This is a genomic window from Rhodococcus sp. NPDC059968, assembly GCF_042738615.1.
Taxonomy (GTDB): Bacteria; Actinomycetota; Actinomycetes; order Mycobacteriales; family Mycobacteriaceae; genus Rhodococcus_F.
Genome location: NZ_JBHWUE010000024.1, coordinates 19,225 through 32,285 on the forward strand (window position 1 = coordinate 19,225; position 13,061 = coordinate 32,285).

Consider the following 13,061-nt stretch of genomic DNA (forward strand, 5'->3'; position numbering starts at 1 on the left):
GTGTCAGTTCTCCTCGGACTCGGCGGCCAGTTCGGCTTCCGCCTGCGCTTGCTGCTCTCGTAGTTGCGGGGTCTGTTCGGCGAAGACGTACCGGAACAGGTCCATCGGGTCGGTGGGTCGGTCGACGTTCATGCCGGCACGCAGCACCGACGCGGCGGCCTCGGCGTCCACGGTGAGGGCCTCCGACGATGCGTCGTCGATCAGGCCCTTCCCGCGCAGGTACTTCTCCAGCCGGGCCAGCGGGTCGCGTCCGAGCCACTGCTCCACCTCGGACGAGTCGCGGTAGCGGGTGGCGTCGTCGGCGTTGGTGTGCGCGTCGATCCGGTAGGTGTGGGCTTCGACGATGACCGGGCCGTTGCCGGCGCGGACGAACTTCGCTGCCTCGTCCATCACGGCGAGCATGGCGACCGGGTCGTTGCCGTCGACCTGCTCGGAGCCGATTCCGTAGCCGACCCCCTTGTGCGCCAACGTGGGCGCCACGCTCTGCCGGGCGAGCGGCACACTGATCGCGAATCCGTTGTTCTGCACCAGAAACACGACCGGGGCCTTGAACACGGCGGCGAAGTTGAGGGCCTCGTGGAAGTCGCCCTCACTGGTCGCGCCGTCACCGCAGAACGCCAGCGCGATGGTGTCGTTTCCCTTGCGGTGTTCGCCGTAGGCCACACCGGTCGCGTGCAGCAACTGGGTGGCCAGCGGGGTGCACTGCGGTGCGCTGCGGTGGGCGGCGGGGTCGTAGCCGCAGTGCCAGTCGCCGGCGAGCATGCTGAGGATCTCGACCGGATCGATGCCGCGGGCGGCCAGGGCCACCGAGTCGCGGTACGTGGGGAACATCCAGTCGTTGGGTTGCAGGCTCATCGCCGCCGCGATCTGGCAGGCCTCCTGACCACGCGACGACGGGTACACGGCCAGCCGGCCCTGCTTCGTCAACGCCGTCGCCTGCTGGTCGAAGCGCCTGCCCAGCACCATATTCCGGTACATCTCCAACAGACGGTCGTCGCTCGGCCTCGGATACCGGGCCTCGCTCTCGGTCAGCTCGCCGGCCGCGTCCAGATACTGCACCGCGCACTCGGCGGGAAGGAACTTCCGATAGGGCCTCGCCAGGGGCGGCTCTACGAGCGTCACGTCTACCTCCAGATGCATTGTGTCCGTCAATGCTCGCAACTGAACAACCTATCGACAACGACAAGGAGGAATCAGAGACAAATGGTCTAGAATCGGCGCATCGGGAGCAGAATGTCTCACCGGAGGGTGAGCGACCACAGCAGGGATGGACAGATGGCGGGCGACACAGCGGACACGTATGAACTCGACGCGATCGACCGACGCATCATCAAGGAACTCGTCGCCGACAGCCGCATCTCGATGCGAGCGCTGGCGGAGAAGGCGCACATCTCCCGCGCGCACGCCTACGTCCGCATCGAGCGGTTGCAGGAGGCGGGGATCATCGAAGGCTTCACCACCCGGATCTCGCACTCCAAGGCCGGACTCGGTTCCTCCGCGTTCATCGCCCTCTCGATCAGACAGGACTCGTGGCGGGGAATCTCCACCCAGCTCCGGACACTTCCCTTTGTCGAGCACTTCTCGCTACTGGGCGGCGATTTCGACGTTCTCGTGCTGGTGCGCGCGCCGGACAACAGCGCACTGCGTCATGTCGTCCTCGAACGGTTGCAGAGCCTCGAAGGTGTGCAGGCGACGAAGACGTGGCTGATCTTCGAGGAAGCCAACGGGCCCGGACCGGAATGGGTTCGTTGACGGGACGGATAGGATTTCGTCATGCGCAGCGACCTGATGAAGAACGCGGAACGCAGTGGTGAACCGGGCACCTTCGTGCTACAGAATCCCCGAATGCTCAAGGTGGACTTGGCCGGAACCAGCGGTCACTTCTTTGCCCGGCAGGGATCGATGGTCGCCTACCAGGGCGACGTCGACTTCGCCTACCAGGGCAGCGGCGGCGTCGGGAAGTTCTTCAAGAAGGCATTCACCGGTGAGGGCATGTCGCTGATGAAGGTCTCCGGCAGCGGCGACGTGTTTCTCGCCCGCGACGCCGACGAGATCTTCCTGCTCGAACTCGAGGACGAGTCGGTGACCGTCAGCGGTTCCAACGTCCTCGCGTTCGACAGTTCCCTGAGCTGGGACATCAACCGCGTCGAGGGCGCGTCCATGCTCAGCGGCGGACTGTTCAACACCACGTTCACCGGCCGCGGAGTCCTCGCCGTCACCATCTACGGCACCCCCGTCGTCCTGAACGTGGACACCCCCACCTACGTCGACATGCAGAGCGCGGTCCTGTGGTCGACCGGCCTGCACTCGACGATCCGCAAGACCGCGAAGATGGGCGCCGCGATCGGCCGGGGTTCCGGTGAGGCATATCAGCTGTGCCTCACCGGAAACGGCGTCGTCGTCGTCCAGGCCTCGGAGGGGCACCCGGTTCCCAAACCGTAACCGCCGCGTCGGCGCAGGGTGCCCCGCTCGATCACCCTGCCCGGGTGCGGGCCAGTGCCCCGATCGCGACGTCGACGAGCAGGAACGCGAGGAGGCTGACGCCGAGCAGCGGAACGAACCAGCCGACGAGGACGACGCAGGCGACCCCGGCCACGGCCGCGGCCGGGTGTATTCGGCGCCAGGTGCCGCGCACCGGCGGCCTGCCGACGGCCCGGGTGGTGCCGCGGGTGGGCCTGCGGCGCCACCACAGGAGGTAGCCGCGGACGATCACGGCCAGCAACGCTACCGCGAGGGCCGCCAGGACCAGCTGGTTGAGCAGGCCGAACAGCAACCCCATGTGCAGGGCGATTCCCCAGGATGTCAGCTTCGCTGCGAGCGGCCAGTCACCGAATCGCGACACGTCCGTCACCGCGCCCGTGGCTCCGTCGACCGCGATCGAGTCGGTCGAGAACTGCCACGGTTCGCGGGTCTGGGTGACGGTGAACGCGGTTGTTGCGTCGGCGGGAACGGTCGCCTCGACAGCGCCGGTGACACCGCCCCGCCGAGCCACGTCGAGGACGGTGTCGAGTTCGCCCACAGTGCTGTCGAGGATTCCCGGGTCCGACGCGGGGATGTGCCCTGCGCCGTGTCCGTCGTGACCGCCCGATGTGGCGTCGCCGGCATCGGGCGCCGAAGCCAGTTTCTTGTCGATCTTGGGGGTGGTCCAGCTCAGGGCGGTGCGGAGTTCGCCGACGTTCTCGCCCGCGTACCGCGACCACGTCAGCCCAGTGGCCGAGAGGAACACCAGGCCGACCGCGATCCAGATGCCGACCACACCGTGCCAGCTCAGGGTGCGGTTGCGTCCGCGGCTCGACCGGTCGAGCGTCCACAGCCTGGCGCCGTCCGCGTTCCGGGCCCGGGTGGTGCGGTAGCGCTGCACCCACAGGTACACGCCGCCGAGAGCGATGACCCACAGCCACGACGCGGCGAGCTCGCTGTAGATGCGGCCGGGCTCGCCCAGGTGCAGGTGCCGGTGCAACTGCGAAATCCAGGTCCGCATCGGCAGCGCGCCGCTACTGCCGTACACGACCAGCTCGCCCACCGACTGCGCGGTGACGGGGTCGACGAAGACCGCGCGGCGTTCGGACTCTCCCAGGGTGGGATCGGTGAACATCACCTGCGTCGTGTCACCCGGTTCGGTTGCCGGGCGCACGGCCGCGACGGCGAGATCCGGGCGAGCCTGCTGCGCGGCCCGCACCTGTTCGGACATCGGCAGGTCCGGGCCGGTCGAATCGACGTGCAGGTAGTCACGGTAGACCAGCTGCTCGACCGACGGTGCGAGGGCGTAGAGGCCGCCGCTGACAGCCGCGATCACCAGGAACGGGGCCACGAGGATCCCCGCATAGAAATGCAGGCGCAGGATCAGTGGCCGGAAATTGCGCGGCGACGCCTGCGAGGACAGGGCGGGCGCGACGGGTTTGTCGCGTTCGAGTTCAGGGATGGACATGACGATCTCGCTTCGAATCGGGTGAGACGGGCACCCAGCGCCCCCGGGGCCGCGCACATCAGGGGTGCGCTGGGCAACTCGAGGTCTGGGATGCGCCGACTCAGGAAGGGATCGGCACCGGGACTCGCCGGGGAGTCTGCTGGTGCCGTGTGAGAACACGCCGGACCGGCGACCACACGTCTGACGTGTGCGCCGGGAAGGCGGTGAGAAAAGGATTCGACTAGACGAGTGCGGGCGGTCCGCGGGTGCCGGCGCCCGCAGCGACCAGCAGCCACAACGACAGCTTCGCGCGGTAGACCGGGGTCGCAGTCCAGGTGCCGGTATCGACCTGCAAGGGGGCCACGACTGCGAGAACGATGCGCGACAACGCCGCCAAAGCCCTCAGACAGGCGCGCTCGGCCGACCGGACCAGCACCGCGGCCACCGCGATCGCGGCGAGGTGCGCGGCGATCATCGGGGTGGAAAGCCCCAGCCCATGGGAATGATCAGCAGCCAAGGCCAGCGTGGTGTGGCCGATCAACTGGCCCGCCGCGAGCACCGACAGCACGAACAACCATTCACGGGTGGCCACCCGAACGGCGGCGACCGACGCCCCGACCGCGGCGCACGCCGCGAGGAGCAGCACCACCGAGCCATCGCTCGGGGGCATTCCGCCTCCACCGATGCCGTGCGCGGCGATGCTGACCGCGCCGGACAGTGAACCCACGACGGAGCCGCGCACCCGCGCGACCACATCCAACCGTGAATTCACCCCGCGAGGGTACCGCTTCCGATGCCCACCCCGGCCGCGGGCGTTCGCTACAGGGTCAGGCGGAAGCCCCGGCCGCCGGGCGCAGACGCGCGAGGACGTCCGTCAAGGTGACGACACCGATCAGTTGCTCGCTGTCGGTGACGATCGCGAGATGGCTGCGCGTCTCTCGCATGGTGTGCAGTGCCTCGTACACGGCGGCGTCCGCGTCGAGGGTCAGCACCGGGCGCATGAGGTCGGCGGCCGTGACCGCGGCGCCGGCCCGCAGGCTGTCCCGGGCGTGCACCACACCCTTGATCCCGTCCTCGTCGCGCACGAGCAGTCGGAGGTGGCCGCTTCGATCCGCGGCCGCCCTGATCGCCGCCGCGGTGGCGTCCGGGGCGACGCTGCTCGGGGCGGTGTTCGGCCGCACCATGTCTCGCACGGCGAGCGATTGGAGTTCCAGGGCGCTGGTCAGTTGGCCGTGGTATCGCTCGTCGAGCGTGCCGACGGTCGCCGAGTGCTCGACGAGGTGCCGCAGCGCGTCGGGATCCTGCCCGGCCCCCACCTGGTCGACCGGTTCCACGCCGAACCTCCGCAGACACCAGTTCGCCATCCGGTTCAGCACCAGCAGCAGCGGGCGGGTGGCCCACATGAACCCGCGCATCGGGATCGCCAGCAGGGTCGCCGACTTCTCCGGGTGCGCGATCGCCCACGACTTCGGTGCCATCTCACCGACGACGAGGTGCAGGAACGTGACGATGATCAGGGCGAGGATGAATCCGAGCACGTCCGCCAGCCACAGCGGGGCGCCCCACCCCTCGAAGGCCGGGGTGAGCCAGTGATGCACGGCCGGCTTCGTGACGGCACCGAGCGCGAGGGTGCAGACGGTAATGCCCAGCTGGGATCCGGCCAGCAACACGGACAACTCGGATGCGCTGCGCAGAGCCGCGCGGGCCGCCCTGCTGGTGGGGGCGGCGTCCTCGAGCCGGTGGCGACGGGCAGCGATCAACGCGAATTCGATCGCCACGAAGAACGCGCTGGCCGCGATCAACCCGACGGTGACGAGCACGACGACCCACGGATTACTCATCGGTCGAGTCACTCTCCACGATGCGGAGCCTCACGAACAGCCAGGACGGGACGTGCTTGTCGACTGCCCGCACCTCGGCGTCGAGGCTGCGGACGGGTGGGTCGGCGTCGTTGATCAGGTCGGCCGGATCCGGGTTCAATCGGATCGCGACGGCGTCCCCGACGACGGGGAGACCGCCGAACTCGGCGATGACGGCACCCGCGAGCGTCTCGAAGTCGCCGGACGGCAGGTCGTGTCCGAGGATGCGCTCCACCTCGTCGATGTGCAGATCGCCGGGCATCGTCCAGCCGTCGGACTCCGAGCCCGTCACCGATGCGTCGCCGTCGGGATCGTGTTCGTCGGCGATCTCACCGACGAGTTCCTCCGCGAGGTCCTCGATCGTGATGACACCCGCGAAGCCGCCGTACTCGTCGACGACGAGGGCCATTTCGTCCCGGGCAGCCGTCAGCTGTTCCAGCACGTCCGGCAGAGGCAGCGACGCCGGCACGACGACGGCCGGACGGGCCCGGGACGCGGCCGTACCGTCGGCCTGCTCGCCGAGAAGGTCGTGGAGGTGGATGACTCCGCGCAGATCGTCGGAGGAACTGCCGACCACGGGGTAGCGGGTGTGGCCGGCGCCCATCTTCTCGAGAACACTGCTCAGCGAATCGTGGGCCCGGACGGTGTCGACGTGGGCGCGCGGAATCATCGCGTGCCCGGCGGTGCGGGTGGGGAAGTCGAGGATCCGGTCGAGCAGGGTCGACAGTTCCCGCGGCAGCTCACCGGCGTCGCGGGATTCGGCGACGATGTGTTCGAGGTCGCGCACGGTCGCCGAGTGCTCGACGTCGTGGACCGGCTCGATCCGCAGCGCGCGCAGCAGCAGGTTCGACGACTGGTCGAACAGCCAGATCAACCAGCCGAAGAGTTTCAGGTAGATCGTGGTCGACAACGCGAGCCGTCGCGCCACCGGTTCGGGACGGGCGATCGCCAGATTCTTCGGGAACAGCTCACCGAACAGCATCTGAACGAAGGTGGAGAACAGGACGGCGAGGACGGCGCCGACACCGATCCCGACCGCGGTCGGTATGCCGACGCCGCCGAGGAGCTCACCGAGGCCGCGCCCGATCAGGGGTTCGGCGACGTAACCGACGAGCAGGCCGGTGACGGTGATGCCCAGCTGCGCGCCGGAGAGCATGAACGAGGTGCGGCGGGTGACGCCGAGGGCGCGCGTGGCGCCCGCGTCTCCCGCCTCGGCCCGGGCTTTGAGCCGCGAGCGGTCGACCGACATGTACGCGAATTCCTGGGCGACGAAGTAGCCGGTCAGGGCGGTGATCAGTAATACGACGACGACGCCGAAGCCGATGCTCAGGACGGTCACCATGGGTTCACCCGCGCCCTGCGTCCGGGACTGCGGTGATCACTCTGGGGCGGGCTGGGTCTTCGGGGGCGCGAAGCGCTGGTCATGGCTCTCTCTGTATTCGGGGTACGAATCACCATAGTAAAGGACTCTTTACTTTTTTCGACCGATGGGTGCGCCGAGTCACACGGTCGGTGTTACTACCGGATTTCCGGATTCGGGCCGCGGTGAGGGTTACGAAACCTGAGCTTGTTCCGCGCGTGACCATTCGGAAATCACCGAACCGTGTACTTGTTTCAGGTCGACGGAGTGCGCAGCGCACTCTCCTCACGCAGAGCGAATGGACATCGAAGTCTACGCCCGGCCCGTCGCCCACAGCATCTCATCAGCGCGTTCAGGCCCTTCGGGCGCCTCCGCCCCACGAACAACCAGGAGTCCCCTGTGACCGACATCGAGAACAGCATCGCCGAGAACATCCAGAAGTCACTCGCCGAGATTCCCCACCCGGCGCTGCCCAAGGGCAGCAACATCTACGGGTCGACGAAGATCTTCCCGGACTACAAGGCAGAGGACGGCGAGTCCTACTTCACGCTGGTGCACGGCATCGCGCACGAATCCTCCGTCAGCTTCGTCGCCGTCCTGCAGGCAACCCGCGCACTGCGCAAGGGGTTCGAGTCGGCGATCTACTTCTACGGCCCCGGCGCCCTCAACTGCCTTGCGACACGCGGATTTCCGACCACCGGCGACAACGGGTTCCCGGGCGAGCAGAACATCAACGACGCACTCGCGACGTTCATCTCCGAAGGTGGGACCGTCTTCGCGTGCCGCTTCGGTCTCGCGTTGCACGGTGGAAGGGAAGAGGACCTGATCGAGGGCGTCGTGCCCGCACATCCCCTCGATGTGCAGGACGCCATCATCCACTACTCCCGCAAGGGCGCCATCATCAATTCCACATACATGGTCTGAGGTGTGAACCATGAGCGATCTCTCGACGCGAGTTGACGTAGCAGTACGCGGGATTCGGTCACTGAACGTCCCGGTCACCCGGACTTCCGGCGCCGGCCCCAGCGACGACGGTCATGTACTGATCGGCGGGATCGGCGGCGCCATCCCCATCCGGTCCGACAGCCCGTACGAAGTCAGCGGAAACCGCCTGCTGATGAACGGCACCGACATGGGGGTGGAGATCGAGCCGGTGCGCCGGCCCCGGTTCTACGACCTGGACACCGCCGACGGCATCTCCTACGAGAAGATCGCCCGGCTGCACGGGACGAACGTCCTCGCCACGACCGTGGTCCAGACCTGCATTCGATACGACCCGCAGCAGCGGTGCCGGTTCTGCTCGATCGAGGCATCACTGCAGTCCGGCTCGACCATCGCGGTGAAGAAGCCCGAACAACTCGCCGAGGTCGCCGAAGCCGCAGTCCGTCTCGACGGCGTCACCCAGATGATCATGACCACGGGCACGTCGGCGGCCAAGGATCGCGGTGCCCGTCACCTGGCGCGATGCGTCGCGGCCGTCAAGGCGGTGGCTCCGGAACTCGCCATCCAGGTGCAGTGCGAACCGCCCGGCGATCTCAGGACCATCACGGATCTCCGGGACGCGGGGGCCGACTCCATCGGCATCCACGTGGAGTCCTTGGACGAGGAGGTTCGGCGGCGCTGGATGCCGGGCAAGTCGACGGTGCCGCTGGACGAGTACCGGGCGGCGTGGCGGGAGGCGGTACGGGTCTTCGGACGGAATCAGGTGTCGACTTACCTGCTGGTCGGTCTGGGTGAAAATCCAGACGAATTGGTCGCGGGCGCAGCCGAACTGATCGACATGGGCGTCTACCCGTTCGTCGTCCCGTTCCGGCCGCTCGCGGGCACGCTGGCCGTCGAGGACGGGGCGCAGGCGCCGTCGCCCGCCCTGCTCGCCGACGTCACCTCGCGGGTGGCGAAGGAATTGCAGGCGGGCGGCATGCGCGGCGCCGATCAGAAGGCGGGCTGCGCCGCGTGCGGGGCTTGCAGCGTCCTTCAGAACGCCGGAGGCTGACATGTGGGACCTGCCGACCGCCGAGAGCACTCCCTCCGACTTCGCCGTCCTCACCGGGCCGTCGATTCAGGAGTCACAGCGAAGCTTCCTCGTGCAACCCGCCACCGGTCGGGTGATGACCGAGGCGTACCGACGACTGCGGCGTGAGACGTTCGTCGTGGAACAGGGACTGTTCACCGCCAGCGACCGGGACGATGTCGACGACGACCCCCGAACCGTGGTGCTAGTGGCGATCAGCACCACGGGCGAGGTGCTCGGCGGTGTTCGCCTCGCACCGATGACGGACGGCACCGACCTAGGGTGGTGGGCGGGAAGCCGCCTGGTGGTGGGTCGAAACGTCCGGAACAGCAGGGGAATCGGAAAGGCACTCGTGCGCGCCGCCTGCGCTCACGCCGAATCCCGTGGTGTGCTGCGGTTCGACGCCACCGTACAGAGTCGGAACGAAACGATGTTCGCGCACCTGGGCTGGACGCGGATGGGAGACGTCACGGTGGCGGGCGCCCCGCACGTGCACATGACGTGGCCGATCGATCGCCTCGAGCGTCTGGTCCAGAGCACGAAGTCCTGTCTGGCCGACACCCTGGCGCCCTTCGGTACGCACGGTGATGCGCTCGGCGGCAGCGGGTTCCGCGGCGACGACGGCGCGCCGGTACCGGGCAGCGACCTGATCGCGGCGTGTGACGCCATCCTGCCCGCCATGGTTCAACGCGATCCGGAGTGGGCCGGATGGTGCGCCGCCCTCGTCAACCTCAACGACCTGTCGGCGATGGGTGCCGTCCCGGTCGGAATGCTCGACTCCGTCGGCGCACCGAACACGTCGATCCTGTCGAAGGTGATCCGTGGGCTCAGCCGGGCTGCGGCGGCGTGGGACGTACCGGTACTGGGCGGCCACACCCAACTCGGTGTTCCCGCGGCGCTGTCGGTGACGGCGCTCGGACGCACCCCGGATCCGGTGCCCGCGGGTGGTGGCCGGGTCGGCGACGAGCTCACGCTGACGGCAGATCTCGGCGGACGATGGCGGCCGGGATACACCGGACAACAGTGGGATTCGACGTCCCATCGCAGGTCGGACGCACTGCGGGACATGGCCTCGTTCGTTGCCCGCACCCGCCCCGCCGCGGCGAAGGACATCAGCATGGCGGGGATCGCGGGCACCACCGGGATGCTCGCCGAGGCGAGTGGACTGGGCGCCGTCCTCGACGTCGCATCGGTCCCGCGACCGCCGGGGACTACGGCGGGTGACTGGATGACGTGCTTTCCCGGGTTCGCGATGGTCACTGCCGATCGGCGGGGTAGCGCGGTGGCGCCCGCCGGACCGGCCACCTCGGGCGTCTGCGGGGAATTGACATTTGAGCCGGGGGTCAGCCTTCGCTGGCCCGACGGCGTAACGACACGCGTGGTGCACTCCACGGTCACAGGATTGGGAAGAGCATGACTGACATCGGAATCTCCGTTGCGGCAGCAGAGTTCGGCCGCGACATGGAACAGGCGTATCGCACGATCGGTGAACTGATCGAGCAGGCGCGGGCAGCCGGGAGTTCGCTACTCGTGCTTCCGGAGGCCTGCCTGGGCGGTTACCTGCCCAGCCTGGGCGGAGGCGACGAAAGCGAGGAGCAGCGGCAGCGTCGACTCCGCAGCCTTCCGCCCGCACTGGAATTGGACGGGCCCGAGATCCGGCGGGTCGCCGACATGGCCGGCGACTTGGTGATCACCCTCGGGTTCTGCGAAGCCGACGGCGCCGACCGGTACAACGCCGCGGTGACGCTGCACGGCGACGGGATACTCGGCTCGTACCGCAAGGTGCACCAGCCGCTGGGGGAGAACCTCTGCTACCGCGCCGGCGACAAGTACGAAGCGTTCGACACACCGGTCGGACGGATGGGCATGCAGATCTGTTACGACAAGGCCTTTCCCGAGGCCGCGAGGACGCTCGCACTCGACGGCGCGGAGATCATCACGTCGCTGTCGGCGTGGCCCACCGCCCGCACCAACCGGGTCGAGAATCCCGAAGACGACCGGTGGAAGCAGAGATTCGACATCTACGACCGCGCGCGGGCCACGGAGAATCAGGTGGTCTGGGTGGCGTCGAATCAGGCGGGGACGTTCGGGTCGCTCCGGTTCGTGTGCAGCGCGAAGATCGTCGGCCCGGGCGGCGAGATCCTCGCCACCACAGGCGTGGAACCCGGCCTCGCCTCGGCCACGCTGGATGTGCGGGCCGAACTGGACGCGATTCGCAGCGGCGGGATGTACAACCTCCGGGACCGCCGGCCGGAACTGTACGGCGACGTCGTCGCGGACAACCGGGTGAGCGGCACCCGCCTCGACGCGACGGCGCGACCGTCGTTCCTCCGCACCACGACAGCCGAACTGGAGCCCGTCGATGCCTGAGATGACGTTCACGGTGCGGTGGCCGGACGGACGCACCCAGTCCTGCTACTCGCCGTCGCTGGTCATGCACGACCACCTGGTGGCCGGTGAGGACTACACGGTCGCCGATTTCCTCACACGCACCACGACGGCGCTCACCGAGGCCAGTGAGCGGGTCCGCGCCAAGTTCGGGATGTACTGCACGTCCGCGTCCGAGCAGATGCAGGAACTCGAACGCGCCGGCCGCACCCTCGACCCCCAATTCCTCGTCCGGGTCCTCGAGATGAACCCGGCTTCCCTCCCCGGAGAGTCGTGATGACCGAACAACACACAGTCGTCGTGATCGGCGGCGGCCAGGCGGGCCTGTCGATCAGCTGGCATCTGGTGCAGCGTGGAATCGACCACGTGGTGCTCGAACGAGAGTCGATCGCACACGAGTGGCGCGACAGTCGCTGGGACAGCTTCACTCTCGTCACCCCGAACTGGCAGTGCAGCCTGCCGGGATACAGCTACTCGGGCGGCGATCCCGACGGGTTCATGAACCGCGAGCAGACCTACCAGTTCGTGCGCGGGTACGCCGATACCTTCGATCCTCCTGTGCGCGAGAGGGTCACGGTGGTCGCGGTGCGGCAGTCGGGTTCCGGAGGGTTCGACGTGGACACGACGGACGGCTCGATGCACGCCGACCACGTCGTGGTCGCGGTCGGCGGGTACCACACTCCGGTCGTGCCCCGGTTCGCCGAACGGCTGCCCGCCGACATCACCCAATTGCACTCGTCGCAGTACCGGAGCGCCGGCGACCTGCCCGCGGGCGAGGTTCTCGTGGTCGGCAACGGCCAGTCGGGCGCCCAGATCGCGGAGGATCTTCATCTGGCGGGTCGCACCGTCCACCTCGTCACCGGTGGGGCGCCGCGGGTCGCGCGGTTCTACCGGGGCCGGGACTGCGTGGCCTGGCTGCACGACATGGGCACCTACGACGTCTCGATCGCCGATCACCCGGGTGGTCTGGGCAAGCGGGAGAACACCAACCACTACGTCACCGGCCGGGACGGTGGCCGCGACATCGACCTCCGCGCCTTTGCGCTCGCAGGAATGCGTCTGTACGGGCGGTTGCTCGACGTCGTGGACGGATCCCTGCGGTTCGCGCCCACCCTGGAGTCGTCGCTGGATGCTGCCGACACCGTGAGTGAGAGCATCAAGAATTCCATCGACGCCTACATCGACCGCGCGGGCATCGACGCGCCGCACGAGGACCGCTACGTGCCGGTCTGGCGCCCCGAACGTGAGGTCACGGAGCTGGACCTGCCGACGTCGGGCATCACGTCGGTGGTGTGGTCCATCGGTTTCCGGACCGACTACCGGTGGCTCCGCGCGGGCGTGTTCGACGGTGAGGGCCATCCCACCCACAACCGCGGCGTCACCGCGGTGCCCGGGCTGTACTTCCTCGGCCTTCCATGGCAGCACACGTGGGGTTCGGGACGGTTCGCGGGAGTGGCGCGGGACGCGGAGTATCTGGCGGATCGCATCGAACTGGAGGCGGGTGTGTTGCCGGCGACGGCGACACTAGCCTGACGC

General features: G+C 68.2%; 13 protein-coding genes. 8 read left to right on the plus strand and 5 right to left on the minus strand.

The window, feature by feature from the left end; translation table 11 throughout:
- Positions 1-3: 3 nt before the first annotated feature.
- Positions 4-1,140 carry a pyruvate dehydrogenase (acetyl-transferring) E1 component subunit alpha gene (gene pdhA / locus ACFWAY_RS20390; RefSeq protein WP_378511866.1) on the minus strand — a complete coding sequence of 379 codons (1,137 nt, stop codon included), beginning with the start codon at positions 1,138-1,140 and terminating at the stop codon, positions 4-6.
- A 135-nt stretch (positions 1,141-1,275) separates the two neighbouring features.
- Here pdhA and ACFWAY_RS20395 point away from each other — a divergent pair, with 135 nt between their 5' ends.
- Both ACFWAY_RS20395 and ACFWAY_RS20400 read left to right on the plus strand, forming a co-directional pair.
- Positions 1,276-1,752 carry an Lrp/AsnC family transcriptional regulator gene (locus ACFWAY_RS20395; protein ID WP_378456944.1) on the plus strand — a complete coding sequence of 159 codons (477 nt, stop codon included), beginning with the start codon at positions 1,276-1,278 and terminating at the stop codon, positions 1,750-1,752.
- A gap of 21 nt (positions 1,753-1,773) precedes the next feature.
- Positions 1,774-2,442: an AIM24 family protein gene (locus tag ACFWAY_RS20400; protein ID WP_378456945.1), complete on the plus strand. Its 669-nt coding sequence runs from the start codon at positions 1,774-1,776 to the stop codon at positions 2,440-2,442.
- Positions 2,443-2,473: 31 nt separating this feature from the next.
- On the opposite strand, the gene ACFWAY_RS20405 is transcribed toward ACFWAY_RS20400, so the two are convergent.
- The 4 genes from ACFWAY_RS20405 to ACFWAY_RS20420 all read right to left on the minus strand — a co-directional run bounded on the left by ACFWAY_RS20405 (position 2,474) and on the right by ACFWAY_RS20420 (position 7,108).
- On the minus strand, positions 2,474-3,928 hold the full coding sequence (locus ACFWAY_RS20405; RefSeq protein ID WP_378511867.1) for a PepSY-associated TM helix domain-containing protein: 1,455 nt from the start codon (positions 3,926-3,928) through the stop codon (positions 2,474-2,476).
- Positions 3,929-4,148: 220 nt separating this feature from the next.
- Positions 4,149-4,679, minus strand: coding sequence for a hypothetical protein (locus ACFWAY_RS20410; RefSeq protein ID WP_378511868.1), 531 nt, complete (start codon positions 4,677-4,679; stop codon positions 4,149-4,151).
- A 55-nt stretch (positions 4,680-4,734) separates the two neighbouring features.
- Positions 4,735-5,748 (minus strand): CNNM domain-containing protein, encoded by a 1,014-nt coding sequence (locus ACFWAY_RS20415; RefSeq protein ID WP_378456948.1) that lies wholly within the window; start codon positions 5,746-5,748, stop codon positions 4,735-4,737.
- The gene (locus ACFWAY_RS20420; protein WP_378511869.1) at positions 5,741-7,108 is read right to left on the minus strand and encodes a hemolysin family protein; all 1,368 of its coding nucleotides are present in this window, start codon (positions 7,106-7,108) and stop codon (positions 5,741-5,743) included. The genes ACFWAY_RS20415 and ACFWAY_RS20420 overlap by 8 nt, the downstream gene beginning before the upstream one ends.
- Before the next feature lie 417 nt (positions 7,109-7,525).
- Between ACFWAY_RS20420 and ACFWAY_RS20425 the strand changes: the two genes are divergently transcribed.
- The 6 genes from ACFWAY_RS20425 to ACFWAY_RS20450 are packed head-to-tail and all read left to right on the plus strand — an operon-like array spanning position 7,526 to position 13,058.
- Positions 7,526-8,050 (plus strand): MSMEG_0572/Sll0783 family nitrogen starvation response protein, encoded by a 525-nt coding sequence (locus ACFWAY_RS20425; protein ID WP_378511870.1) that lies wholly within the window; start codon positions 7,526-7,528, stop codon positions 8,048-8,050.
- A gap of 10 nt (positions 8,051-8,060) precedes the next feature.
- Positions 8,061-9,119, plus strand: coding sequence for an MSMEG_0568 family radical SAM protein (locus ACFWAY_RS20430; protein ID WP_378511871.1), 1,059 nt, complete (start codon positions 8,061-8,063; stop codon positions 9,117-9,119).
- A gap of 1 nt (position 9,120) precedes the next feature.
- The gene (locus ACFWAY_RS20435) at positions 9,121-10,554 is read left to right on the plus strand and encodes an MSMEG_0567/sll0787 family protein (RefSeq protein ID WP_378511872.1); all 1,434 of its coding nucleotides are present in this window, start codon (positions 9,121-9,123) and stop codon (positions 10,552-10,554) included.
- On the plus strand, positions 10,551-11,507 hold the full coding sequence (locus ACFWAY_RS20440) for a carbon-nitrogen hydrolase family protein (protein WP_378511873.1): 957 nt from the start codon (positions 10,551-10,553) through the stop codon (positions 11,505-11,507). Before ACFWAY_RS20435 ends, ACFWAY_RS20440 begins: the two co-directional genes overlap by 4 nt.
- Complete coding sequence (locus ACFWAY_RS20445) at positions 11,500-11,802, plus strand: MSMEG_0570 family nitrogen starvation response protein (protein ID WP_378511874.1); 303 nt, start codon at positions 11,500-11,502, stop codon at positions 11,800-11,802. Before ACFWAY_RS20440 ends, ACFWAY_RS20445 begins: the two co-directional genes overlap by 8 nt.
- Complete coding sequence (locus tag ACFWAY_RS20450) at positions 11,802-13,058, plus strand: MSMEG_0569 family flavin-dependent oxidoreductase (RefSeq protein WP_378511875.1); 1,257 nt, start codon at positions 11,802-11,804, stop codon at positions 13,056-13,058. The genes ACFWAY_RS20445 and ACFWAY_RS20450 overlap by 1 nt, the downstream gene beginning before the upstream one ends.
- Positions 13,059-13,061: the final 3 nt, after the last annotated feature.

Bases quoted from the DNA above. Each gene is read 5' to 3' on its own strand.
- ACFWAY_RS20430 (WP_378511871.1), top strand. From the start codon at position 8,061: ATGAGCGATCTCTCGACGCGAGTTGACGTAGCAGTACGCGGGATTCGG.
- ACFWAY_RS20450 (WP_378511875.1), top strand. From the start codon at position 11,802: ATGACCGAACAACACACAGTCGTCGTGATCGGCGGCGGCCAGGCGGGC.
- ACFWAY_RS20445 (WP_378511874.1), top strand. From the start codon at position 11,500: ATGCCTGAGATGACGTTCACGGTGCGGTGGCCGGACGGACGCACCCAG.
- ACFWAY_RS20400 (WP_378456945.1), top strand. From the start codon at position 1,774: ATGCGCAGCGACCTGATGAAGAACGCGGAACGCAGTGGTGAACCGGGC.
- pdhA (WP_378511866.1), bottom strand. From the start codon at position 1,140: ATGCATCTGGAGGTAGACGTGACGCTCGTAGAGCCGCCCCTGGCGAGG.
- ACFWAY_RS20440 (WP_378511873.1), top strand. From the start codon at position 10,551: ATGACTGACATCGGAATCTCCGTTGCGGCAGCAGAGTTCGGCCGCGAC.
- ACFWAY_RS20405 (WP_378511867.1), bottom strand. From the start codon at position 3,928: ATGTCCATCCCTGAACTCGAACGCGACAAACCCGTCGCGCCCGCCCTG.
- ACFWAY_RS20435 (WP_378511872.1), top strand. From the start codon at position 9,121: ATGTGGGACCTGCCGACCGCCGAGAGCACTCCCTCCGACTTCGCCGTC.
- ACFWAY_RS20415 (WP_378456948.1), bottom strand. From the start codon at position 5,748: ATGAGTAATCCGTGGGTCGTCGTGCTCGTCACCGTCGGGTTGATCGCG.
- ACFWAY_RS20420 (WP_378511869.1), bottom strand. From the start codon at position 7,108: ATGGTGACCGTCCTGAGCATCGGCTTCGGCGTCGTCGTCGTATTACTG.
- ACFWAY_RS20395 (WP_378456944.1), top strand. From the start codon at position 1,276: ATGGCGGGCGACACAGCGGACACGTATGAACTCGACGCGATCGACCGA.